Source organism: Pandoraea soli (assembly GCF_902459595.1).
Classification (GTDB): domain Bacteria; phylum Pseudomonadota; class Gammaproteobacteria; order Burkholderiales; family Burkholderiaceae; genus Pandoraea; species Pandoraea cepalis.
In genome coordinates, this window is the sequence record NZ_CABPSG010000003.1 from 101002 (window position 1) to 125657 (window position 24656).

The 24656-nt window shown below is 65.9% G+C and carries 23 protein-coding genes and 1 pseudogene; 23 read left to right on the forward strand and 1 reads right to left on the reverse strand.

Translation table 11 applies throughout. The features are described 5' to 3' along the window. Positions 1-15 precede the first annotated feature (15 nt). The 15 genes and pseudogenes from PSO31014_RS06965 (at position 16) to PSO31014_RS07035 (ending at position 17194) form a co-directional block, all read left to right on the forward strand. Positions 16-1200: an acetyl-CoA C-acetyltransferase gene (locus PSO31014_RS06965; protein ID WP_150550941.1), complete on the forward strand. Its 1185-nt coding sequence runs from the start codon at positions 16-18 to the stop codon at positions 1198-1200. Positions 1201-1240: 40 nt separating this feature from the next. After that, complete coding sequence (locus tag PSO31014_RS06970; protein WP_150550942.1) at positions 1241-1918, forward strand: SDR family oxidoreductase; 678 nt, start codon at positions 1241-1243, stop codon at positions 1916-1918. A 127-nt stretch (positions 1919-2045) separates the two neighbouring features. Further along, the gene (locus PSO31014_RS06975; RefSeq protein ID WP_150550943.1) at positions 2046-2651 is read left to right on the forward strand and encodes a 2-hydroxychromene-2-carboxylate isomerase; all 606 of its coding nucleotides are present in this window, start codon (positions 2046-2048) and stop codon (positions 2649-2651) included. Between the two features lie 19 nt (positions 2652-2670). Further along, on the forward strand, positions 2671-3093 hold the full coding sequence (locus PSO31014_RS06980) for a YchJ family protein (RefSeq protein WP_425494854.1): 423 nt from the start codon (positions 2671-2673) through the stop codon (positions 3091-3093). Positions 3094-3160: 67 nt separating this feature from the next. Further along, positions 3161-4768 carry a carboxyl transferase domain-containing protein gene (locus PSO31014_RS06985; RefSeq protein ID WP_017231715.1) on the forward strand — a complete coding sequence of 536 codons (1608 nt, stop codon included), beginning with the start codon at positions 3161-3163 and terminating at the stop codon, positions 4766-4768. A 34-nt stretch (positions 4769-4802) separates the two neighbouring features. Continuing rightward, positions 4803-5594: an enoyl-CoA hydratase/isomerase family protein gene (locus PSO31014_RS06990; protein WP_150550944.1), complete on the forward strand. Its 792-nt coding sequence runs from the start codon at positions 4803-4805 to the stop codon at positions 5592-5594. A 312-nt stretch (positions 5595-5906) separates the two neighbouring features. Beyond that, complete coding sequence (bioA, locus tag PSO31014_RS06995) at positions 5907-7283, forward strand: adenosylmethionine--8-amino-7-oxononanoate transaminase (protein ID WP_150550945.1); 1377 nt, start codon at positions 5907-5909, stop codon at positions 7281-7283. Next, the gene (gene bioF, locus PSO31014_RS07000) at positions 7280-8488 is read left to right on the forward strand and encodes an 8-amino-7-oxononanoate synthase (RefSeq protein ID WP_150550946.1); all 1209 of its coding nucleotides are present in this window, start codon (positions 7280-7282) and stop codon (positions 8486-8488) included. Before bioA ends, bioF begins: the two co-directional genes overlap by 4 nt. Further along, the gene (bioD, locus tag PSO31014_RS07005; RefSeq protein ID WP_150550947.1) at positions 8481-9239 is read left to right on the forward strand and encodes a dethiobiotin synthase; all 759 of its coding nucleotides are present in this window, start codon (positions 8481-8483) and stop codon (positions 9237-9239) included. The genes bioF and bioD overlap by 8 nt, the downstream gene beginning before the upstream one ends. A 115-nt stretch (positions 9240-9354) precedes the next feature. Beyond that, positions 9355-10356, forward strand: a pseudogene (gene bioB, locus PSO31014_RS07010) (biotin synthase BioB); the annotation flags it as partial. Positions 10357-10560: 204 nt separating this feature from the next. After that, positions 10561-12582 (forward strand): acetyl/propionyl/methylcrotonyl-CoA carboxylase subunit alpha, encoded by a 2022-nt coding sequence (locus PSO31014_RS07015; protein ID WP_150550949.1) that lies wholly within the window; start codon positions 10561-10563, stop codon positions 12580-12582. Between the two features lie 278 nt (positions 12583-12860). Continuing rightward, positions 12861-14057: a porin gene (locus PSO31014_RS07020; protein WP_150550950.1), complete on the forward strand. Its 1197-nt coding sequence runs from the start codon at positions 12861-12863 to the stop codon at positions 14055-14057. Between the two features lie 840 nt (positions 14058-14897). Continuing rightward, positions 14898-15143 carry a hypothetical protein gene (locus tag PSO31014_RS07025; RefSeq protein WP_150550951.1) on the forward strand — a complete coding sequence of 82 codons (246 nt, stop codon included), beginning with the start codon at positions 14898-14900 and terminating at the stop codon, positions 15141-15143. 261 nt (positions 15144-15404) lie between these two features. Further along, the gene (locus PSO31014_RS22620; protein ID WP_246176457.1) at positions 15405-16238 is read left to right on the forward strand and encodes a helix-turn-helix domain-containing protein; all 834 of its coding nucleotides are present in this window, start codon (positions 15405-15407) and stop codon (positions 16236-16238) included. 578 nt (positions 16239-16816) lie between these two features. Next, positions 16817-17194 carry a helix-turn-helix domain-containing protein gene (locus PSO31014_RS07035; protein WP_150550952.1) on the forward strand — a complete coding sequence of 126 codons (378 nt, stop codon included), beginning with the start codon at positions 16817-16819 and terminating at the stop codon, positions 17192-17194. A 97-nt stretch (positions 17195-17291) separates the two neighbouring features. On the opposite strand, the gene PSO31014_RS07040 is transcribed toward PSO31014_RS07035, so the two are convergent. Continuing rightward, positions 17292-18128: an alpha/beta fold hydrolase gene (locus tag PSO31014_RS07040; protein WP_150550953.1), complete on the reverse strand. Its 837-nt coding sequence runs from the start codon at positions 18126-18128 to the stop codon at positions 17292-17294. Positions 18129-18280: 152 nt separating this feature from the next. On the opposite strand from PSO31014_RS07040, the gene PSO31014_RS07045 reads away from it, so the two are divergent. From PSO31014_RS07045 to PSO31014_RS07080, 8 genes are all read left to right on the forward strand, one after another. Then, the gene (locus PSO31014_RS07045) at positions 18281-18832 is read left to right on the forward strand and encodes a YaeQ family protein (protein WP_150550954.1); all 552 of its coding nucleotides are present in this window, start codon (positions 18281-18283) and stop codon (positions 18830-18832) included. A 287-nt stretch (positions 18833-19119) separates the two neighbouring features. Next, entirely contained in the window at positions 19120-20064 is a 945-nt protein-coding gene (locus PSO31014_RS07050) for a 2-hydroxyacid dehydrogenase (RefSeq protein WP_150550955.1), read from the forward strand. Positions 20065-20113: 49 nt separating this feature from the next. Then, the gene (locus PSO31014_RS07055) at positions 20114-21055 is read left to right on the forward strand and encodes a hydroxymethylglutaryl-CoA lyase (RefSeq protein WP_150550956.1); all 942 of its coding nucleotides are present in this window, start codon (positions 20114-20116) and stop codon (positions 21053-21055) included. Between the two features lie 58 nt (positions 21056-21113). Further along, positions 21114-21632: a YbaK/EbsC family protein gene (locus PSO31014_RS07060; RefSeq protein ID WP_150550957.1), complete on the forward strand. Its 519-nt coding sequence runs from the start codon at positions 21114-21116 to the stop codon at positions 21630-21632. Between the two features lie 22 nt (positions 21633-21654). Next, positions 21655-21897, forward strand: coding sequence for a DUF1289 domain-containing protein (locus PSO31014_RS07065; RefSeq protein ID WP_150550958.1), 243 nt, complete (start codon positions 21655-21657; stop codon positions 21895-21897). 34 nt (positions 21898-21931) lie between these two features. Continuing rightward, positions 21932-22363, forward strand: a complete 432-nt coding sequence (locus tag PSO31014_RS07070; protein ID WP_017233243.1) for a MaoC family dehydratase — start codon at positions 21932-21934, stop codon at positions 22361-22363. Between the two features lie 43 nt (positions 22364-22406). Continuing rightward, positions 22407-23330, forward strand: a complete 924-nt coding sequence (locus tag PSO31014_RS07075) for an MBL fold metallo-hydrolase (protein ID WP_150550959.1) — start codon at positions 22407-22409, stop codon at positions 23328-23330. A 370-nt stretch (positions 23331-23700) separates the two neighbouring features. Next, the gene (locus PSO31014_RS07080) at positions 23701-24648 is read left to right on the forward strand and encodes an NAD(P)H-dependent flavin oxidoreductase (RefSeq protein WP_150550960.1); all 948 of its coding nucleotides are present in this window, start codon (positions 23701-23703) and stop codon (positions 24646-24648) included. Positions 24649-24656 lie beyond the last annotated feature (8 nt).

Here is a 24656-nt window from a genome sequence, read left to right on the forward strand (position 1 = left end):
TTACAGGAGACTGCCATGCAACACGACCCGATCGTTATCGTTTCCGCCGCCCGCACGCCGATGGGCGGCCTGCAAGGGGTATTCGGCGATGTCACCGCACCGCAACTGGGTGCCGCGGCCATTCGCGCCGCCGTCGAACGTGCCGGGATCCAACCCGAGCAGGTCGACGAAGTGGTCATGGGCTGCGTGCTGCCCGCCGGTCAGGGTCAGGCCCCTGCGCGTCAGGCCACGCTCGGCGCCGGTCTGCCGCTCGCGGCCGGGGCGACCACCGTCAACAAGATGTGCGGATCGGGCATGCGCGCCGCCATGTTCGCGCACGACATGCTCGCGGCCGGTAGCGCCGACGTGATCGTCGCCGGTGGCATGGAGAGCATGAGCAACGCCCCCTACCTGCTGCCGAAGGCACGCACCGGCATGCGCATGGGGCACGGACAGGTCATCGACCACATGTTTTACGACGGTCTGGAAGACGCCTACGACAAGGGCCGCCTGATGGGCACCTTCGCCGAGGAATGCGCCGACCGTTACGCCTTCACCCGCGAAGCTCAGGACGCCTTTGCCATCGCCTCGCTCGAACGCGCGCAAAAGGCCACGAAGGACGGCGCGTTCTCGTGGGAGATCGCGGCGGTGACGGTACCGGGTCGCAAGGGCGACACGGTGGTCGATCAGGACGAGCAGCCGTTCAAGGCCAACCCCGAAAAGATCCCGACGCTCAAGGCAGCCTTCCGCAAGGACGGCACGGTGACGGCGGCGAATTCGTCGTCGATCTCGGATGGTGCCGCCGCACTGGTCCTGATGCGCGAATCGACGGCCAAACGCCTCGGCCTCGCACCGCTCGCGCGCATCGCCGGACACACCACATTCGCCCAACAGCCGGGCCTCTTCACCACGGCGCCGGTCGGCGCGATGCGCAAGCTCTTCGAGAAGACCGGCTGGTCGACGAACGACGTCGACCTGTATGAAATCAACGAAGCCTTCGCGGTCGTCACGATGGCCGCGATGCACGAGTTCAACCTGCCGCACGAGAAGGTCAATATTCACGGCGGCGCCTGCGCGCTGGGCCACCCGATCGGCGCATCCGGTGCCCGCATCCTGGTCACGCTCATCGGCGCGTTGCGCCAGACCGGCGGCAAGCGCGGCGTGGCCAGCTTGTGTATCGGCGGCGGCGAAGCGACGGCGATGGCCATCGAACTCGTTTGACCGCGCAGGCTCACGCACTGGCCCACAGGAATCCCACGTCATGAAAACAGCGCTCATCATCGGTGCCTCGCGCGGCATCGGCATGGAATTCGTCAGGCAGTATCGCGATGAGGGCTGGCGCGTCTTCGCCACGGCACGCCATGAGGACGGTCTGGCTGCCCTGCGCGAGTTGGGCGCCGAACCGTTGCAGCTCGACGTCACGCGCGTGGAGTCGCTCTCCGGCCTGTCGTGGCAACTCGACGGCGTGGCCCTGGACGTCGCGATCTACAACGCAGGCGTGAATTCGGAGCGCACCACGGGCCTCGCGCCGATCACCATGGCCGAGTTCGACCGCGTGTTCCACACGAATGTCCTCGGCGCCATGCAGGCCGCGCCGCTCGTGTTGCCGTTTGTCGAGGCCGCCGGCGGCGCGTTTGGTTTTCTTTCGAGTCGCATGGGGAGCATCGCCCTGATGGAGACCAATGGCAGCTGGCTTTATCGGGCAAGCAAGGCGGCCGTGAATTCGGTCGTCAAGGCCACGTCGCTCGAAGCGCGGCGCGCCACCTGCGTCGCAATGCATCCGGGCTGGGTGCGAACGGACATGGGCGGCGAGAACGCGGACATCGACGTGCAGACGAGCGTGGCCGGCATGCGGCGTGTGCTCGCCCGAGCACCGGGCGAGCGCGCCACGCACAACGGGGGTTTCTTCAATTACGACGGCAGCGCGTTTGCGTGGTAATCGCAGGAAAAAATAAATTCGCGACCGGGCAGGCATCGCCCGGCGCAAAACGGAATAACAAGCTGTAGCCACACCGCCGCATCTTTTGATTCGCGGGCCAGACACGTCACTCGGAAACGGAGCCCACATGACGTCCGCCATCGACTTTTATTTCGACTTCGCATCCCCGTATGGGTATTTTGCGAGCACCTGCATCGACGACATCGCGACGAGACACGGGCGTGGCGTGGCGTGGCATCCGATCCTGCTCGACATCGTCTATAAGGTGAACGGCACGGGCGCACCGACGCAGCATCCGATCAAGACCGCGTATCTGCGGCATGACGTGGAGCGCACCGCGCGGTTTCATGGCATCGCGTACAAGCGGCCAACGCACTTCCCGATCCCGACGCAAGCCGCCGAGCGCGCCGTGCTCTGGGTGCAGGATCATCACGGTGGTGACCTGTCCGCCGAGTTCGCGAAGTCGATCTTCCACGCGCTTTACGTCGACGACGTGAACATCGGCGACCCGGCGGAACTCGTGCGCCTGGGCGAGGCCCTGGCCATCGACGGCGCGAAGCTCGACGCCGGCATGCATTCCCCCGCCGCCAAGGACCATCTCAAGGCCGAAATCGATCTGGCGATGGCGCGCGGGGTGTTCGGCTCGCCGTTCGTGATCGTGGACGGCGAACCGTTCTGGGGCTTCGACCACTTCCCACAGGTCGAGGCCTGTCTGAAGCAAGGCAAGATCTGACAACAAGGCAAGACTCACGATGGCAAGACCCCTCACGTCGCGCAGCGCGACGATGCCAGACATCGAGCGCGAGGCCTGCCCTTGCGGCGGGCTCACGTTCGACGACTGCTGCGCGCGCTACCTGGAACACGGCGACATGGCGCCGAGCGCCGAAGCGCTGATGCGCTCGCGATACACGGCGTTCGTGCGTCACAACGCCGCGTACCTGCTCGACACCTGGGCGGCGCGCACGCGTCCCGCCACGCTTGACTTCGACGACGCGCCGCAATGGCTTGGCCTGCAGATCAAGGCCCATCGCCAAAGCGACGCGTCGCATGCCGAAGTCGAATTCGTCGCCCGCTACAAGGTCGGCGGACGAGCGCACCGGCTGCACGAACGCAGCCGCTTCGAGCGCTCGGACGACGGCCGCTGGCGCTACATCGACGGCGACCTGTTCGACTGACCCCGCCGCGGCGCACGTCCACGAAACGCCTCCAACGACTCCCTCACTCTCCACCGGATTTCGTCACATGCCGATTCTTGAAAGCAAGCTCAACCCGCGCGGCGAAGACTTTGCACGCAACGCGGCCACGATGCAGACCCTGGTCGACGACCTGCGTGCCCGCATTGCACAACTGGCCGGTGGAGGCGGTGAGGCCGCGCGCAAGAAGCACATCGCGCGCGGCAAGCTGCTGCCGCGCGAGCGCGTGCAACAGCTGCTCGATCCGGGCTCGCCGTTTCTCGAACTCTCGCAGCTCGCGGCCATCGGCATGTATCACGACGACGCCCCGGGCGCCGGCATCATCACCGGCATCGGCCGTGTGTCGGGCCAGGAGTGCGTGATCGTCTGCAACGATGCCACGGTCAAGGGCGGCACCTATTACCCGATGACGGTCAAGAAGCATCTGCGTGCCCAGGAGATCGCCGAGCAGAACCATCTGCCGTGTATCTACCTGGTCGACTCGGGCGGCGCCAACCTGCCGAACCAGGACGATGTCTTCCCCGACCGCGATCACTTCGGGCGCATCTTCTACAACCAGGCGCAGATGTCCGCGCAGGGCATTCCGCAAATCGCCGTGGTGATGGGCTCGTGCACGGCCGGTGGCGCCTATGTGCCCGCAATGAGCGACGAGTCGATCATCGTCAAGGAACAGGGCACGATTTTCCTCGGTGGCCCGCCGCTCGTGAAAGCCGCCACCGGCGAGGAAGTGAGCGCCGAAGACCTCGGCGGTGCCGACGTCCACACGCGCCTGTCGGGCGTGGTCGATCACTTCGCGCAGAACGATGCGCACGCGCTTTCCATCGCGCGCAGCATCGCCGCGAATCTCAACCGTCGCAAGCCGGCCACCGTTGCGGTCAAGCCGCCGGTCGAGCCGAAATACGACGCCCGCGACCTGTACGGCGTGATTCCGTCCGACACGAAGAAGCCGTTCGACGTGCGCGAAGTGATCGCGCGCCTGGTCGACGGCTCCGAGTTCGACGAATTCAAGGCGCGCTACGGCACCACGCTCGTGTGCGGCTTCGCGCATCTGTGGGGCTATCCGGTCGGCATCGTGGCGAACAACGGCATTCTGTTCTCCGAGTCGGCCCAGAAGGGTGCGCACTTCATCGAGCTGTGCTGCCAGCGCAAGATCCCGCTGATCTTCCTGCAGAACATCACCGGCTTCATGGTCGGGCGCAAGTATGAGAACGAGGGCATCGCCAAGCACGGCGCGAAGATGGTGACGGCGGTCGCCACCGCGAACGTGCCGAAGTTCACGGTCATCATCGGCGGCTCGTTCGGCGCCGGCAACTACGGCATGTGTGGCCGGGCCTACTCGCCGCGCTTCCTGTGGATGTGGCCGAACGCCCGTATCTCGGTGATGGGCGGCGAGCAGGCCGCGTCCGTGCTCGCGACGGTCAAGCGCGACGGCATCGAGGGCCGTGGCGGCCAGTGGAGCGCCGAGGAAGAGGATGCCTTCAAGCAGCCGATTCGCGATCAATACGAGCGCCAGGGCCATCCGTACTACGCCAGCGCCCGCCTGTGGGACGACGGTGTGATCGATCCGGCGGATACCCGCACCGTGCTCGGATTAGGGCTATCGGCCACGCTCAACGCGCCGATTCCCGAAACACGCTTCGGCCTGTTCCGCATGTAACCGCCCGCACCGGCCCATCGAGGAATTCCACGTCATGAATCTCGCCACGCTCAAAGTCAGCGTCGACGCCCACGTCGCCACCGTCACGCTCAATCGTCCGGACGTGCGCAACGCGTTCAACGAAACGGTCATCGAGGAACTGACGGGCGCGTTTCGCGCGCTCGCCACGAACGACGACGTGCGCGCCATCGTGCTCGCCGCAGAAGGCGTAGCCTTCTGCGCCGGCGCCGACCTGAACTGGATGCAGAAGATGGCCGGCTACTCGGACGCCGAAAACCGGGCCGACGCCATGACCCTGGCCGTCATGCTGAGCACGATCTATCGCTGCCCGAAGCCGGTGATCGCTCGCGTGCAGGGTGACACGTACGCGGGGGGCGTGGGTCTGGCCGCCGTGGCCGATATGGTGGTGGCGGTCGACACCGCGCACTTCTGCCTGTCGGAGGCGAAGCTGGGCCTGATGCCGGCAACGATCGGCCCCTATGTCATTCGCGCCCTCGGCGAGTCGGCTTCGCGCCGCTATTTCCTCACGGCAGAGCGCTTCACCGCGGCGACCGCGCACCGTCACGGTCTCGTGCATGAAGTCGTGAGCGCCGAGGCGCTCGACAGCACCGTGCAGGCGCTGGTCAAGGCGCTCGTCGACAACAGCCCGAACGCGGTGAAGGAATGCAAACGGCTCGTGCAGGACTTCGCGAGTCGAGCCATCGACGACGGCGCCATCGCCGACACGGCGGACCGCATCGCAAAGATCCGTGCGTCCGACGAAGGCCGCGAAGGCGTGCGCTCGTTCCTCGAGAAGCGCGCGCCGGCATGGCGCGAGGCGTCCTGAACCGCGCACGCGAGTCAGGCCACATCATCGGTTACAAATTTTTTGGGGAGGGGTGACGGCGGAGATGCCGCAACGTTATCGACGGGTTTTACGAATTTATCGATAACGTCTTGCTACGGCACACAAAACAGCGATTTTTCGCACCAATTCCGCCTATTGCCCTACTAAAACGCTTTGCCTACCATGCGTCCATCCCCCCACCTCCGGCCCCGTGCGGCAGCGCCCTGCGCAATGCCCGTCACCGGCCAGCCGAACGGACGGCACACATTGCCTTGTGAACGTCGTCCGTCGCGGCCAACCAAGGAGTCACCGATGGACGCCTCTCTGCGCCCCCCCGCCGGTCCCGGCGATCTCGCCGCGCGCAGTCTGCGACAGGTCTGGCACCCCTGCACGCAGATGAAACAACAGGCCAAGCTGCCGCTCGTGGCGTTGTCCCACGGCGAAGGCCCCTGGCTCGTCGATACCGACGGCGAGCGTTACCTCGACGCCATCAGTTCGTGGTGGGTCAATCTGTTCGGCCACGCGAATCCGCGCATCAACGCGGCGCTCGTCGATCAGCTTGGCCGCCTCGAACACGCGATGCTCGCGGGCTTCACCCACGAACCGGTCGTTGCCCTGGCCGAGCGTCTGTCGGCGCTGACCGGCGGCGTGCTCGGCCATGCGTTCTTCGCGTCCGATGGCGCGTCCGCCGTCGAGATCGCCCTGAAGATGAGCTTTCACGCGTGGCGCAATCAGGGCCACAGCGACAAGCGCGAATTCGTCTGCGTGCGCCACGGCTATCACGGGGAGACGCTCGGGGCGCTCGCCGTGACCGACGTCGCACTCTTTCGCGATGCCTACGACCCGCTGCTGCGCCACGCCCACGTGGTGGCCTCGCCCGATGCGCGCGACGCCCGCGACGGGGAGACACCCGCCGACGTCGCACGTCGCGCCGCGGCAGACCTCGAGACGTTGCTCGCGCAGCGCGAGGGACGCATTGCCGCCGTCATCGTCGAACCGCTCGTGCAATGCGCGGCCGGGATGGCCATGCACGACCCCGAGTATCTGCGCCGCGTGCGCGCGCTGTGCGACCAGCACGGCGCGCACCTGATCGCCGACGAAATCGCCGTCGGGTGCGGACGCACCGGCACCTTCTTCGCGAGCGAACAGGCCGGCATCTGGCCCGACCTGCTCACGCTGTCCAAGGGGATCAGCGGCGGCTATCTGCCCTTGTCTCTGGTGCTCTCGCGCGACGCGATCTACAACGCCTTCTACGACGACGACACCGCGCGCGGCTTCCTGCACTCGCACTCGTACACCGGCAATCCGCTGGCGTGCCGCGCCGCGCTCGCCACGCTCGACATCTTTGCCGACGACGACGTGCTCGCCAGCAACGTGCTTCGCGCACAACGCCTCACGCAGGCACTCGCGCCGTTGGCGGATGATCCGCGGGCCAGGCACGTGCGGCATCGCGGCATGATCTGGGCGTTCGATGCGGTGTTGCCGGACGCCCCCGGCGCCGCCAGCGCCTTCGCGAAACGCTTTTACGCCGAAGCCCGGGCGCGCGGCGTGCTGCTGCGCCCCATCGGGGCCACGGTCTACCTGATGCCGCCGTACGTGCTCGACGACGACACCATCGACTGGCTTGCGGCGCAAACGCTTGCGGCCTTCGACGCCACGACGACGCACGGCACGGAGGTGCTCGCATGACAACCCATCCCCTGTTCGCCCGGCTCGACGCCGGCTTGGCCGACATCGACCGCGCGCATCTGCGACGCCGCCGTCGCGTAGTCTCCACACCGTGTCAGCCCCATGTGTGCGCCGACGGCCGCGACGTACTCGCATTCGCCAGCAACGACTATCTCGGTCTGGCCGCGCATCCGAAGATCGTCCAGGCGCTCATCGAGGGCGCGCAGCGCTACGGCGCAGGCAGCGGCGCATCACACCTCATCAGCGGTCACTCGCAGGCCCACGCGGAACTCGAAGACGCGCTCGCCGAGTTCATGTCGCCGCATCTCGTCGACGGCCGCGCGCTGTATTTCTGCACCGGGTACATGGCCAACCTGGCGACCCTCTCCGCGCTCGCCAACAAGGACGCCGAGATCTTCTCCGAAGCGCTCAATCACGCCTCGCTGATCGATGGCGCACGTCTGTCCCGGGCGCGCACGCACGTCTACCCGCACGGCGACGTCGACGCCCTGGCCGCGCTGCTCGACGCCAGCACCGCCGAGACGAAGCTGATCGTCACCGACGGCGTGTTCTCGATGGACGGCGATATCGCGCCGCTGCCACAACTGCTTGCACTGGCCGAACGACACAACGCGTGGCTGGTGGTGGACGATGCGCATGGTTTCGGCGTCGTCGGCGAGACGGGTCGGGGCGTGTTCGAGCATTTCGATCTGCGCTCGCCGAACCTTGTCATCATCGGCACGCTCGGCAAGGCCGCCGGTGTCGGCGGCGCATTCGTCGCCGCCAACGAGCGTGTCATCGAATGGCTCGTCAATCGTGCGCGGCCATATATCTTCACCACGGCCGCCGCGCCGTCGCAGGCCCACGCGCTGCTTACGAGCCTGGCGCTGATTGCCGGCGACGAAGGCCGCGAGCGCCGCGCCGCGCTGCAAGCGCGCATCGCCCAACTGCGCGACTCGCTCACGCTGCGGCATTGGCGGCACATGGTCTCGCCCACCGGCGTGCAGCCGATCATCCTCGGCGAGAATGCCGCGGCACTGCACGCGCAGGCTGGGCTGGCCGAAGCGGGACTGTGGGTGCCCGCCATTCGCCCGCCGACCGTCGCACCCGGCACCTCGCGTCTGCGGTTGACGCTCTGCGCCACGCACACGGCGGACGACGTCGCCCGGCTCGCCACCGCCATCAATCAACTTGACCGAGACTGGACGGAGCACGCGCATGGCTGAACCGCATCTCGTCGCCCCTCTCGATACACCCGCCGAACGCGCCACGCCCGCGCGCCACGCGTTCTTTGTCACGGGCACCGACACCGAGATCGGCAAGACGCTCGTCTCGTCGGCATTGCTGCACGCGGCCGGTCGCCGCGGGCTGGTGTGTGCGGGGCTCAAGTCGGTCGCGGCCGGCGCCTCGGAGCACAATGGGCGCTTCGTGAACGACGACGTCGAGCAGTTGCATCAGGCAAGCAACCTGAAGCTGCCCGACGACTGGTACTGCCCTTACGTACTGAAAGACGCCACGGCACCGCACATCGCGGCCGCCGCCGAGGGCATCGCGCTCGATTGCAGCGTGATCCGCGCGGGCTATGCGCGTGTCGCCGCACGCGCCGACCTGGTGATCGTCGAGGGCGTGGGCGGCTTTCGCGTGCCGCTCGGCGCCGATGCCAATGCGCCGGATACGGCCGAGCTGGCGCGCCAGCTCGGCCTGCCGGTGATCCTGGTCGTCGGTTTGCGGCTCGGCTGCATCAACCACGCCCTGCTCACCGCCGAAGCCATCACCGCCCGCGGGCTCACGCTGGCGGGCTGGGTCGCCAATCACGTCGATCCGGAGATGCGTCACGTGGCGGCAAACATCGACACCCTTGCCGCGCGCTTGCCCGCGCCGCTGCTCGGGCGCGTGCCGCATCTGGCGCACCCCGATGCGGCGACCGCCTCCGGCTATCTCGACATCGGGCCGCTCGTGGACATGACGCGGCCTTGAGCGCGCCGTCCCCCCTCGCGCGACATCAACGAACTCACCGAATTCAAGGAATCACATCATGCAAGTTCACGCCCACACCGCCGCTCACGGCCACGACGAAGCCCTGCGCCGCAACGACACGCCCTGGAGCGTCGCCGACATCGAGGCGCTCTTTGCACTGCCGTTCAACGACCTGATCTTCCGCGCACAGCAAGTGCATCGCGAACACTTCGACGCCAATGCCGTGCAGCTCTCGACGCTGCTCTCGATCAAGACCGGCGGGTGCCCGGAAGACTGCGCCTATTGCCCGCAATCGGCGCGCTACGACACCGGCGTGGAAGCCGAGAAGCTCATGCCGGTAGAGGAAGTGGTCGCCGCGGCGCAGCGCGCCAGAGACGCCGGGGCCACCCGCTTCTGCATGGGCGCCGCCTGGCGCAGCCCGAAGCCGCACCAGGTCGACGCGGTGGGCGAGATGGTGCGCAGCGTCAAGGCGCTGGGCCTGGAGACGTGCGTCACGCTCGGCATGCTGCGTGACGGGCAAGCGCAGCAATTGCGCGACGCCGGCCTCGACTACTACAACCACAACCTCGACACGTCGCCCGAGTTTTACGGGCAGATCATCACCACGCGCACCTATCAGGATCGCCTGGATACGTTGGCTCGCGTGCGCGACGCGGGACTGAAGGTGTGCTGCGGCGGCATCGTCGGCCTGGGCGAGACGCGCCGCGAGCGCGCCGGCCTGATCGCGCAGTTGGCCAACCTGTCGCCGTATCCCGAATCGGTGCCCATCAACAACCTGATGAAGGTCGAAGGTACGCCGCTGGAGAACAACGACGCCGTCGATCCGTTCGACTTCGTGCGCATGATCGCCGTGGCGCGAATCACGATGCCGCGCGCGATGGTGCGGCTGTCGGCCGGGCGCGAGATGATGGACGACGCCCTGCAATCGTTGTGCTTCCTCGCCGGCGCGAACTCGATGTTCTACGGCGAGAAGCTGCTTGTGACGCAGAACCCTCAGGCCGAACACGACCGCGCGTTGCTCTCGCGTCTCGGCATGCACACGTCGACCGAGGAAAAGCTCGGCGCCGCCGAGCCCGCAGGCGAGTGCTACGGTCTGACGGCCTGCGCCACGCACTGAGCGTTTTCGGCACGGCGACGGACTGGCGTTGAAGGATGTGTTGACAGGTTAAGCCGCCACGACGGCGACGAGATCGCAAAAAGACGATCCGACGTCGCGGCGAAGTTGGATAGCAAAGAGAATGGCGCAAGTGCAGTGGCCCTTCGTCACAAGCGAAGTGCGATGTGCGGGCGCCGCCCCAATCGATCATTTTCCGGAGGCAGCATGTTCGACAAGATCCTCATCGCCAACCGCGGCGAAATCGCCTGCCGCGTGGCCGCCACGGCCGCACGGCTGGGCATTCGCACGGTGGCCGTCTATTCCGACGCCGACGCGCACGCCAAACATGTCGCCGTGTGCGACGAAGCGGTGCACGTGGGCGGCGCCGCCGCGCGCGAGAGCTACCTGCGCATCGATGCCATCATCAACGCCGCCAAGGCCACCGGCGCCCAGGCGATCCACCCGGGCTACGGCTTCCTGTCCGAGAACGAAGCCTTCGCCGCCGCGTGTCACGAGGCCGGCATCGTCTTCATTGGCCCGCCGGTCGGCGCCATTCACGCGATGGGCAGCAAGAGCGCCGCGAAAACCCTGATGGAAGGGGCCGCAGTGCCGCTGGTGCCGGGCTACCACGGCGACAATCAAGACGCCGCATTCCTGCACGAGCGCGCCGACGAGATCGGCTATCCCGTGCTGCTCAAGGCCAGCGCGGGCGGCGGCGGCAAGGGCATGCGCGTGGTGGAACACAGTTCGGCGTTTCGCGCCGCGCTCACGTCTTGTCAGCGAGAAGCCGCCAGCAGCTTCGGCGACGAGCGCGTGCTGGTCGAGAAGTATCTGACGCGTCCGCGCCATATCGAAATTCAGGTATTTGCCGACACGCACGGCAACTGCGTCTATCTGTTCGAGCGCGACTGCTCGGTGCAGCGCCGTCACCAGAAGGTTCTGGAGGAAGCCCCCGCGCCGGGCATGACCGACGAGCGTCGCCGCGCCATGGGCGAAGCCGCTTGTAACGCTGCGCGGGCCGTGGGCTATGTCGGTGCGGGCACGGTCGAGTTCATCGCCAATCAGGACGGCTCGTTCTACTTCATGGAGATGAACACGCGCCTGCAGGTCGAGCATCCGGTCACGGAGATGATCACCGGGCTCGATCTGGTGGAATGGCAGTTGCGCGTGGCCGCCGGCGAACCGCTGCCGTGCCAGCAGGACGCGTTGCGCATTCACGGCCATGCGCTCGAAGCCCGTATCTATGCGGAAAACCCGGATAACAACTTCCTGCCGTCGACGGGCACGCTCTGCACGTTGCGTCCGCCCGCAGCGGTCCAGTTCGAGATCGGCAGCGCCGACACGCCGGCCGCTGTACGCATCGACTCTGGCGTGCGCGAAGGCGACACCATCTCGCCCTTCTACGATCCGATGATTGCCAAGCTGATCGTGTGGGGTCGGGACCGCGACGAAGCGCTCGCGCGCATGCGCCGCGCGCTGGGCCAGTATCGCGTGGTGGGCGTGCAGACGAACATCGCGTTCCTCGGACGCCTGGTCGCCAGCGAGCCGTTCGCCAATGCCGATCTCGACACCGGGCTGATCGAGCGCCATCGCGACACGCTGTTCCCGGCCGCCACCCCGGTCCCTGCAACCACGCTGGCACTGGCCGTCGCTGCGCAGCTGGCCCGCGAAACCGTGATCGGCCGCCGCAAGTATCAGGACAGCATCGATCACCACTCCCCGTGGCAGCTCGCCACCGGCTGGCGCCTGAACGGCGACTACCAGCGCACCCTCGCCTTCGATCATGGCGAGACGCGGCTGTCGGTTCTCCTCACGAGCGGACCGCAGGCGAGCACGCTCACCGTGGACGGGCAGACGTATCCGTATCGCTACGCCCACGACGCCGGGGTGTATCGCGTAACGCTCGGCGATCGCCGCGTTCAGGGACACGTCGACTTCGAACACGACGCCGCGCACGTCTTCGCCGACGGTCAGTCCTGGACGCTGCGCTGGCACGATCCGCTGGCACAGGCCGGGGCACAGGAAGGGGGCGAGGGTCGGCTGACGGCGCCGATGCCGGGCAAGGTCATTGCCGTACTCGCGCAAGCCGGCACGAAGGTCGAGAAAGGCGCTCCGCTACTCGTGATGGAAGCGATGAAGATGGAGCACACCATCAGCGCCCCCGCGGACGGTGAGATCGAAGAGGTGCTGTACGCCGTCGGCGATCAGGTGCCGGAAGGCGCCCAGCTGCTGGCCTTCAAGCGATAACGGTCGTTCAGGCCCCGCGCTCCGACATCGCGCCGGAGCGCGCGCTGGCGCGGTGCCGTATTGACTCGCGCAGGACGGTGTTTTTCGCGCTACCGCTTACTGCGGTAGCGCGCCATGAAATTTGAGGACACTTCCTAGAAACTTCGGCAGCGCCCCCGACAGGCGGTCGCTGCCATGGGGATTTCAGCGCATTCGGAATTTTCATAAGGAATCCGAATGGCTGTTCGGAAATATTCTCGGTGTCGATTTCCACCATGCGCGGTTAAGCGCTCGACACCATGACTCAACGTCCTCACTCGTTCATCGGCCCGCGCGCCATTGCGCTCGCCGCCACACTCACCCTCCTGACTTTGTCTGCCAGCGCCAATGCGCAAAGCAACGTCACCCTCTACGGCACGATCGATTCCGGCTTCGTCCACGCCAATCACACGGCCAACGTCAACGGCCCGCAATCGCGGTCGATGATCACGAGCAACATCATCTCCGGCAGCCGCTGGGGCCTGCGCGGCACCGAGCCGCTGGGCCGCGGACTGTCGGCGATGTTCCAGATCGAAAGCGGCTTCAATGCGGTCAACGGCGAGATGGGTAACGGCGGCCGGGCGTTCGGACGCAAGTCCATCGTCGGCCTGAAGAGCACCGAATGGGGCGAAGTGACGATCGGCCGTCAGTACGACCCGGTCGTCAATCTCGTGCAGGGCATGACCGCAGACGGTTACTTCGGTGGCTTCTTCGCCACGCCGGGCGATGTCGACAACTACGACAATGGCGCGCGCATCAACAACGCGATCCGCTACGCCACGCCGAACTTCGGCGGCTTGCAGTTCGAAGGCATGTACGCATCGGGCAACGTTGCCGGGGAGGCCGGCGCCGGCCGGTCGTATGGCTTCGCCGGTGCCTACAGCAACGGTCCGCTCGCCCTTGGCGCCGGTTTTTTCTTCGCGGACGGTGGCAACACGCGGGCGGCCTACGGCTATCGCGAGTGGACGAGCAGCGCGGGCTCGCTGTTCAACTCGCCGATCAACAGTGGCTTCCGTACGGCAAGCAAGGTACGCATCGCGCGCGTGGCCGGCAAGTACGCCGTTGGTCCGGCGATCCTTGGGCTGTCGTATTCGAATGCCCAGTACGGGAGCGATGGTCTGTCGGAATTCACCGGCACGGCGACATTCGACACCGTGAACGCCTTCGCCACGTATGCCCTGACGCCGGCGATCAACACGGGTATCGGCTATAGCTACACGCGAATGCGCGGTGCGCGCAACCTCGGCGCTCACTACAATCAGTTCAATGCAGGCGTCACCTATGCGCTGTCCAAGCGCACGTCGACCTACGTCATCGGTGGCTATCAACAGGCCATCGGCAAGACGCTGGATCGCGGACAAACGGTGGAAGCCACCGCGTCGGTCGGTTCGTACGGCTTCAACGCCGGCGCACGGACGCAGTTGCTGGTCGGCATGGGCCTGAAGCACAGCTTCTGACCCCCTTCGTCCTGATCGACCCGAACACGTGGAAACCCGCGGGTTCGGGCCGATTTTTCCAATGAATTTAGGCACCTAAAATTCAAACGGATGTTTGGACAATTGCGATTCCTCTGTCTTAAAAAATACACAATTTGTAATATTAGTATTTACCCTATTCGGGAATCTATTTAGAATTCGCTCCTGTTGAAGTTTGTTGCGGTAGCAACTGACCGGGGACTGTCGTCGCTTAGGGAGAGGGGTTGTGATTTTCGTCATTTGGCTAGGGGTCGCGTCGCTCGCCGTCACGGCGACGGTGGCACGTGTCATGCAACTGCAGCGCGCTGCGGCGCGCACCGCGGCGGCGACCCATGTCTCACGTGTCTTGCGATATCGCCGTAGTCATCGCCGCACCCCTTGCTCGCGCATTCGCTTCAAGGACGCCGCGTAATTTCACGTCGGCCAGCCACCGCTGGGGCCGACGTTGCCGGAACCGAAGTTGTCAGTCGCCGTTCAGCCAGTCGCATCGAGTTGTCGTCGTACCTGAAGTCGTAGTCCGTAGTCCGTAGTCCGCAGTACTCATGCTGTTTTCCGGCACAGATGTCCTCGCCGGATAGAGAGTCATCCCTCCCCGCCGTTATGAGGCATCGCTCTCACGCGTTAGCGCCGTACCGCCGCCCACGGCTCGGGCGGCCCATTTCGCGCCCACAGCCTCGTATTGCCCACGCATTGCATTCGCCCCCGACGCTCGCCATCGCGCGCCGTCGGATTACGCTCGCTCGCGTTATTGCGTGGGCGCTTCGGCATGCGCATCTCCCGCGCGGCATGCCCAATGTTTTGAACAAGAGAAAATTGGCAGACATGAAGACCGCCTCAGAGCGCATCACCCTCACCCTAGAGCTGCATCCGAACGATATGAAACAGCTCGATATCGCCTGCGAGCGCGTCGGCATGAATCGAGAAGACTTCTGCCGGCTGGCCACCCACCTGGAAGGCGCTCGCGTGCTCAATGGCGAGGGACTGGCCACGCTGTCGCGCCCGTTCGGCTTCGCCGCCGCGCTGCCCGCCGTCCTGCGCGGCGCGCTAGCCCGCCTCTGCTTGCGCTGATCTGCACCATCGACCTACGCCACGGCCAGCACAATCCGATGCGCTGGCGCCGCCCCCGTGCGCATGTCGCCCCACGGGCTGACAACGTCGCTTGGGCTGGCACTGCCTCATGAAATGGGAAGCGTCCGATAAGTTTTGCGCTTTAGAGGTCGCCGACTCTGTATAGAGGCCCGCCTGTAACGCATGGGGAGGAGAGCGATATAACGTCGCAAGACGCGGGGGGATTGATTACGCTGTGTGACTCGTCAACGGAGTTCCGCCATGCAAACGAATCCACTCGCGCTGTTCGGAGACCATCTGGCCTGCTTGCGCAAGGCGCGCGGTTGGTCGCAGGAGAAACTGGCGCTCGAGAGCGGTCTGGCACGCTCGTACGTCAGCGGCATCGAGCGCGGTCGACGCAACGTCGCTCTGGTCAATATCTGCGTACTGGCCGATACGCTCGGTGTGCCAACGTCCGAAATGCTGCGCTTTGCCCAGACGGCGGCAGGCGCCGCGGACGCCGCAGCGCTGCCCGATCGCACGCCGCTGCCGCAGATCAGCCGTTCGCTGTGCCGCCTCGAAAACCGCGATCAGGTCTGGCTCGCCGAGATCATTCGAAGCCTCAGCTCCCGCCTGAGTCAGGCGGCACCGCCGTCGGCCACCGACACTTACGCAGACCGATGCGGCCCCTTGTCGGTCACACACGGCAGTGCCTGTAGCGACGCGCGAGATCAGCGCAACCGTCGCAGTCGGCATGATCGGCACGAAGCGCGCGATGACATCGACGATGCCGAGGATCTCGACGATTTCGACGACCTCGATGACGCCGACACCCCTCCCGCGGCGCTCCCCAACGCCGCCAGACTTACGCCCATCGCCCCAGCGTTCTCCGCGGGCCTTCCTGCCCAACTTCAACTCGCCGCGCCGAGGGAAGCGGGCTACCGCGTTGCCGACGGCACCGGCACCGACGCCGCCCATCCCATTGCGCGCATCCGTGAACCCGGGCACCCCCCATCCGAATGCCACGACACATCCGTCACGTCGGCCCATTCCGCCAGATCCGACACCATCGCACGCGATGACTCGCGGCATTTCCCCTCCGGCGATGAAGAGTGAGCAATAAGGAGGCAATTGATTCTTAGGACATTGCGCAAAGTCCCCCCAGCGTCGCGGGGACGTTGCGCGAGCGTTCGTCTTGTAAGCGTGACCTGGCCTTCCGTGAAAACGCTCGCTGCGGCGAGCGTCTTATATCCCCGCAATAGACGTATCGCCGCGCCGCGCCTATCTCGCGCACGCCAGGCCTATCAAGCATGAGAGCCGGTCGACGACTACCGTCCATTCGGGCCGCTCGACATAACGTCCGGGTCGCCCCGTCGACATCGAGTGACATCCCAAGGCAGAAACTTTCAGAATCGCGTGATGGCTTGGGCCGGCATGTCCGGTGTCACACTGCGCGGCTCCGGTTCACGGGAGTGCGACAAGGCGTATCGCAATGCCTGCAGAGCGGTACGCAAGCTGGCGCCACCACTGCCGTCTGAAAGCGCGCACTCCTTGTGCCTTCTCCGAAAGTCCGCAAAAAATCCGCGTTGCAGACCCGGTAGTTCGTGCCTCGCAAACGGGGGATACCCGAGGCACCGTCCCCAATGCCGGTTTTTTGTTTCAATCTTCTTGTCCCTAACAAGGAAAACATTCGTATGGACACCAATTTATTCAGATTCGGCCGACACCTGGCCGGTTTGCGCAAGAAGTACAACTGGGCGCAAGACAAGCTTGCCCTGGAAAGCGGTCTGGCGCGCTCATACCTGAGCGGTGTCGAGCGAGGCAAGCGCAATATCTCGCTGCGCAACATCTGCATTCTCGCCGACACACTGGGACTACCGCCGCATGAGTTGCTGGCGTTCGATTCGTCGAACGGCATGGCGGCGGACTCGGGTGTGGCCGTGCCCTGCGATCCGTATCCGTCGCTCAACCGGGCCATGCAGAAATTGTCGGACCGCGATCAGGCGTGGATGGCCGATCTGGTCCGCACGCTGAGCTTGCGTCTGGGTCACGGCGTGTTGCGCGACGAATGAGAAAGGGACGAGTGATCGCGGGACGCGGTTTCCGCGTAACGCGCGCGTGTCCAGTGCCGGGCGACGCCGGCACGCGCCCCGGCGTCGGCCCTCGGGTTCAGTCGTTCCCGAGGAAGGCGTCCACCGCGCGGTGAAACGCAATCGGATTGGCCAGATTCATGCCGTGCGATGCATCCTGGATCACCATGCGACAGGCTTCAGGCATGGCGCAAGCGAGCGCGTTCAGCACGTCGGGATAGGGGGCGGGACTTTGCGCGCCACCCATCAGAAGCACCGGCGCATGCAAGGCGCCGAGGGCATCGATCGGCAACGGCGTACGCGGCTCGGCCACCTGACCGATCAGGGTGTGAGCGTTGTCGCGCACCATCTGCTTGAACCACGGCACCATGCGCCGCCACGTATCCGGGCCGCTCACGGTGTCGATGAAGATCGCCAGTCCGCCGTCGATATTGCCGGACTCGATGGCGGCAAGCGCCTGTTCGCGGAAGGTGCCGCGTTCGCGGTCGAGCGGCGTCTGCACCGGTCCGCCGCTGATTTCCACGCCCGGGTCGGCCAGGATCAGGGAGCGTACGGTGTCGGGCGCGAGCAGCGCCGTGCGCAACGCGACATAGCCGCCGCGCGAATGGCCGAGCACATGGACCGGGCCGACGCCCAGCGCCGTAATGAACGCGGCCAGGTCCTCGGCGTGTTGCTCGCCCGAGAACGTGCCGTCGTGGCCGCTCCAGGCTTCGGGCCAGTAGTGACGCAGACTCACTGAGATGACCCGCCGCCGAAGCCCCAACGGCGCCATGTTCGGCTTGAAGTAACGGCAATCGCAAAGCGAACCGTGAACCAGCAAGAGCGGCGCGCCACTGGCGTCGGCGGGGGCAGGGGTCTCGACGTACGCCATCGGATAACCGTTGACGTCGATCGTTTGCGGTACAGGAACCGGCATGGGAGACACATCAGGTAAGGCGGGGCCGCCAGTATACCGAGCTTGCCGCCCGCTTGCCGCGGTGCGCCATCGGTACCTCATACCGCCTGGGCGAGCGGGGACAACGCGCTAGTGTATGCTTGCGACTCCCTTCATTTTCGCGGTTTCCCGGTATGGCACTCAAAGCCACCATTTACAAGGCCGAGGTGCAGATCACCAACCTCGACCGCCACTACTACGCCGCGCATAGCCTGACGCTCGCCCGGCATCCGTCGGAAACCGACGAACGCATGATGGTGCGCCTGCTGGCCTTCATGCTGTATGCCGATGAACGGCTCGCGTTCGGCAAGGGCCTGTCCAACGCCGACGAGCCCGACCTGTGGGAGCACGACTTCGGGGGCGACATCGTCCGCTGGATCGACGTCGGGCAGCCCGACGCACGGCGCCTCGTCAAAGCCGCGGGCCGGGCGACGCATGTCGACGTCGTGGCGTACGGCGGCAAGCCCGCCGCCGTCTGGTGGCAAGCGACCGAGTCTCAGATCACCCGCTTGTCGAACCTCACGGTGCGGATGCTCGATGAGGCGTCCGCCGAGGCGCTCACGGCGCTCGCCGCGCGCACGATGCGCCTCCAGTGCACGATTCAGGACGGTGAAGTCTGGATCGCCGACGACAGCCACAATTTCGCCGTCAACCTCGTGACGCTGCGCGCCGCCGCCACCGACTGACCTTCGGTCATTCCGCTACGGCGGAGCGGCACTCTGTGCCGCTCCGCCGCTTCACAGCGTCACCGCCCCGCCCTCTCCCTCCTCTCCCTCCTCGCGCCTCGTCGCCCTCCGCGCCTCCGGCCACGCCCCAGTACGCGCGACACCACAAGCTGCGTTACACTTGACGTTAACGTCAATCGAGTGAACACGGCCGCGTCTTCAACGCCCACCGGAAAGACCGGCGCCTGTCGTCACCTCGCTGGCCCTATCGCCATGGCTCACTCCTATACGCGTCTGCCCCGCAACTCATGGACATTCTGATCTTTTCTCCAGACGGCAAGACCGCCGCCTATGAAACCGGCCTCGCCGAGCATCTGCCGCAGGCCGGCATTCGCGGCTGGCAGCCCGGCGACGCGGCACCCGCCGACTATCTGGTGCTCTGGAAGCCGAATGCGGAAGTGTTGCAACCGCGCGAGCGCCTGAAAGCGATTTTCAACCTGGGGGCCGGGGTGGACGGCGTGCTCGGCACGCACGGCGAAGAGGCACGCCGCCTGCCGGCGGGCGTACCGCTGATCCGTCTGGAAGACGCCGGCATGGCCGACCAGATGGCGCAGTACGTGAGCGCCGCCGCATTGCGCTACTTCCGTCGTCTCGACGAATTCGACGTGCAGCAAACCCGAAGTCAGTGGAAGTTCCAGAAGCCGAACCGTCTCGCGGACTTCCCCGTCGCGGTGCTCGGATACGGCACGCTCGGCGCGCGCGTCGCCAAGGCACTGAAGGCGTTCGGCTTTCCGGTCCGCGCATGGACCCGCAGCCAGCGCAGCGACGATAGCGGTATCGAATTGCACCACGGCGACGCCGGCTTCGATGCCTGCGTGTCCGGTGCCCGTATTCTCGTCAACCTGTTGCCGCTCACGCCGCAAACGGTCGATGTGCTCAATGCCAGGCTGTTTGCGAAGCTGGCGCAAGGGGCGTTCCTGATCAACGTCGCGCGCGGCGCGCACCTGGTTGAAGACGATCTGCTTGCCGCGCTGGACAGCGGCCAGATCGCCGCAGCCACGCTCGACGTGTTTCGCACGGAGCCGTTGCCGGCCGACCATCCGTTCTGGCACGCACCCGGCCTGACGCTTACGCCGCACATTTCCGCCCTGACATTGCGCGACGAAACGGTCGCGCAGATCGCCGGGAAGATCGCCGCGCTCGAACGCGGAGAAACCATCACCGGCATCGTCGACCCGGCGCGCGGCTACTGAGCCGTCGCCCACGCGCGTCATTGCCCGAACCCCTCCAAGGAGACACCGCATGTCCTTGTCCACGTCTACTCTGCCGAAGCACGTGAAAGTGGTCGAAGTCGGCCCGCGCGACGGTCTGCAAAACGAAAAACTGCCGGTACCGACCGATATCAAGATTGCGCTGATCGACCGACTCTCGGCCGCCGGGTTCGCCAATATCGAATCGACGTCGTTTGTCTCGCCCAAATGGGTGCCGCAGATGGCCGACGGCGCCGAGGTGATGGCGGGCATTACGCGTCGCCCCGGTACGATCTACTCGGTGCTCACGCCGAACCTGCGCGGCTTCGAGGGCGCGGTGGCAGCCAAGGCGGACGAAGTGGTGATCTTCGGCGCCGCGAGCGAAGCGTTCTCGCAACGCAATATCAACTGTTCCATCGTGGAGAGCATCGAGCGCTTCGCCCCCGTCGCGCGCGCGGCGAAGGACGCCGGTCTGCGCTTGCGCGGCAGCATCTCGTGCGCGCTCGGCTGCCCGTACCAAGGTGAAGTGTCCATCGCGAGCGTGGTCGACGTCGTGCAACGACTTGCGGCGCTCGGCTGCGACGAAATCGACATTGCGGACACCATTGGCGTGGGCACGCCCTCGCGTACCCGCGAAGTCATGGACGCCTGTGCGAAGGTGTTCCCGATCGAGCGTCTGTCCGGCCACTTCCACGACACTTACGGGCAGGCGACCGCCAACGTCTACGCCGCGCTGCTTTCGGGCATCTCGATTTTTCACTCGTCCGTCGCCGGTCTCGGCGGCTGCCCCTATGCCAAGGGCGCGACGGGCAACGTGGCAACGGAAGACGTGGTGTATCTGCTGCACGGTCTCGGCATCGAGACCGGCATCGATCTGGAGGCCGTCGTGCGCACGGGCGACTTCATTTCGCGCGCCATCGATCGCCCGAACGCGTCGCGCGTCGGGCGCGCCATGCTCGCGAAACTGCAGGATGCCGCGCCCACCTGTGTGTGATGCCGCGCGGGACAACGTGCCCGCGCCTACCCTCTGACTCGACGACACTGACACGACCATGAGCGAGACACCCCGGACGCCCGAACCCGCCCACCAGGACGATCTCCCCGAAGGCGCGCGTCACGTTGCGCGGCTGCTCGCCGGCATGGGTCACGATCAGCCGATCGTGCTCTTGCCGAGCACCGGCAAGACCTCGGCCGAGGCCGCCGCCGGCCTGGGGTGCGACGTGGCCCAGATTGCCAAGTCGATCCTCTTTCGCCGGGCCGCCGACGACACCCCGGTGCTGGTCATTGCGAGCGGCGTCAATCGCGTCGACGAGAAGAAGGTGGCAGCACAGGTCGGCGACCTCGCCCGCGCCGATGCGCGTTTCGTCAAGGAGAAGACGGGTTATTCGATTGGCGGCGTGAGCCCGATCGGGCACGTCGTGTCGCCACTCACGCTGATCGACGAAGACTTGCTCAAGCTCACCAGCCTCTGGGCCGCCGCCGGCCATCCGCATGCCGTGTTCAACCTCACACCAACGCAGCTCGTGGCGATGACGGGCGCGCCCGTCGTCGACGTGGCGCTGCGCGACTAAGCGCCCCCACCCCAAGGCCACCATGACCCTGCCCGAGTCCCCTGTGCCATCGCCCTGCACCAACATCTGCCGCATGAATCCAGCGACGGGGTGGTGCTCGGGTTGCTGGCGCACGCTCGACGAAATTGCCGCGTGGTCGACGATGGCCGAGGGCGACAAGCGCCACATCTGGTCACTGTTGCCCGCGCGACGTGTCGAGCACGAGCCGCCGCCGGTGCAGTATCGCCGCGTGATCGCCAACGATCCCGGCGCGGGCAACGCATGACGCGCCTCGACGCATAACGCTTTCAATACCGCATATGGGAAAAATCGTTGCCATTGGCGAGACCTTCGCCGCCACTCACCATTTTTCGCCTGACTCGATCCGCGAATTTTCCGCGCTGGCGCACGACTTCAATCCACTGCACCACGACGCGGACTACGCGGCCGCCGACCTGCGCTTCGGCGGACTGATCTCGTCGGGCACGCAGCAGATGTCGTATCTGGCCGCCCTGCTCGCCACGCACTATTCGAAGACGGCCCAACCGCTCGGGCTCGAATTCGACATGAAGTTGCGCCGCGCCGTGCACGCGGGCGACGACATCACCGTGCGCTGGACCGTGACCGACAGCCTGTGGAAAGACAAACTCGCGGGCGACATCGTGTCGCTCGACGGCGAGGCCGTCAATCAACGCGGCGAGACGGTGATCGCCGCCACGGCCAAGATCCTCGTGAGCGCCAAGCCGGCCTGACACGCCGCCAGCGCCCTGTGTTCCCCCTCATGCCCCTACGTCCATGACTTCGCATGCCCTGCCCGCCGGGCTTCGCGTGTTCGAGCGCGGCTGGCTCTCCTCGAACAACGTCCTGTTCCTCGGCGACGCGCCCACCCTCGTCGACAGCGGGTACGTCACGCACGCGGAGCAGACGCTGGCGCTCGTCGCGCACGCGCTGCCGCACGGCCAGCCGCTCGCACGGCTCGTCAACACGCATCTGCACTCCGATCATTGCGGCGGCAATGCGGCGCTTCAAGCGCGTTACGGTTGCCGCACATGGGTCCCCGCCGCCGACGCCGACCCCGTGCGCCGCTGGGATGCACGGCGTCTGTCGTTCGAAGCGACGGGCCAGCAGTGCGCGCGCTTCACCTTCGACGACACCCTCTCGCCCGGCGACGCGATGACGCTCGGCGGGCGTGAATGGCTCGTTCTCGGCGCCCCGGGCCACGATCCGCACGCGCTGATGCTCTACAACGCCGCCGACGGCATCCTGATATCCGGCGATGCGCTGTGGGAACGCGGCTTCGGCGTGATCTTTCCGGAACTCGACGGCGAGTCCGGATTCGCAGAACAGGCGGCCGTGCTCGACCTCATCGAGCAACTCGACGTGGCGCAGGTGATTCCAGGACACGGCAAACCGTTCGGCGATATCGACGGCGCACTCGCCACCGCGCGCGCGCGTCTCGACTATCTGCAAAGCGATCCGGCACGCAACGCGCGCAACGCGCTCAAGGTGCTGATCGTTTTCCGTCTCATGGCCGAGAATGCCATGACGGGTGCAACGCTCAAGGCCACACTCGACACCGCGCGAGCCTGGCGCAGTGCGGCCGCGATGCTTGCACCGCCGTCGGCCTGGCCCGATCTGCTCGACCGCCTCGTGGCGGAACTCGCCAAGGCCGGCGCATTGCGCTACGCGCGTGAGACGGATACGTTGTATGCCGTCTAGGCGCACCGGGCTTTCGATATGTTGGAAAAAACAACGCCGCTTGCCAGTCACGGCAAGCGGCGTTTGAGGACGTGACGTGCCGGACGAACGCTGCGGTCGCTAACGCGGCGCCCGTCCTGTGGCGTCTTGATGCTGACGCCGCTTGGCACGCGCTTTCATCCTAGTCGCGACGCCCCCGTCCCCCAAGGGGACTTTCCCTGATACGAGCGCGAATTCCCTCGACGGAACCGAAGCTTTCTTCGAGTGCCCGCTCACCGGGCGACGAGCGAATCCCCCTATAATCGAACGATCGTTCGCGAAAATAACCCTCTGCGAATTGGGCGTCGACGCAATGATGCCGCCCGCCGAACGTCCTGCTCGAGGAGACTTCATGGCCCTTCCCAAGATTCTGCAAAACCTGGCGCTGCCTGTCGTGGCGTCGCCGATGTTCATCGTCAGCTACCCGGAACTGGTGCTCGCACAGTGCAAGGCCGGGATCGTCGGCTCATTCCCCGCGCTGAACGCGCGCGAGCCGCAAATTCTCGAAGACTGGCTCTCTCGCATCACCGAAGAACTCGCCGCGTATCAGGCGGCGAATCCGGACGCCGTCGTGGGCCCACTCGCCGTCAATCAGATCGTGCATCAGTCGAACCAGCGCCTCGAACACGACGTGCGGGTTTGCGTGGAGCATCGCGTGCCGATCTTCATCACGAGCTTGCGCGCGCCGCCCAAGGAGGTGCTCGACGCCGTACACAGCTACGGGGGCATCGTGCTGCACGACGTGATCAATCTACGTCATGCGAACAAGGCGCTCGAAGCCGGTGTGGATGGGCTGATCCTCGTCGCCGCCGGGGCGGGCGGGCACGCGGGCATGCTCTCGCCGTTCGCGCTGGTGGGCGAGGTGCGCAAGATCTTCGACGGCCCGATCGTGCTCTCCGGCGCGATTGCCAACGGCGGCTCGGTCCTGGCTGCCCAGGCCATGGGCGCCGATCTCGCCTATATCGGCACGCGGTTCATCGCCTCTTCCGAAGCCAACGCCAGCGACACCTACAAACAGGCGATCGTCGAGGCCAGCGCCAACGACATCATCTATACGAACCTGTTCACCGGCGTATCGGGCAACTACATCCGCCAGAGCATTCTGAATGCGGGCCTCGACCCCGATGACCTGCCCACGGCAGACAAGAGCGCCATGAACTTCTCCAAGGCGAAGGCGTGGAAGGACATCTGGGGCGCGGGTCAGGGGGTGGGATTGATGGACGACGTGCGCCCCGCAGCCGAGATCGTTGCGCGCCTGAAGCAGGAATACGACGACACGCGCAAACGACTGGCCGGCTGAAGTCGCAG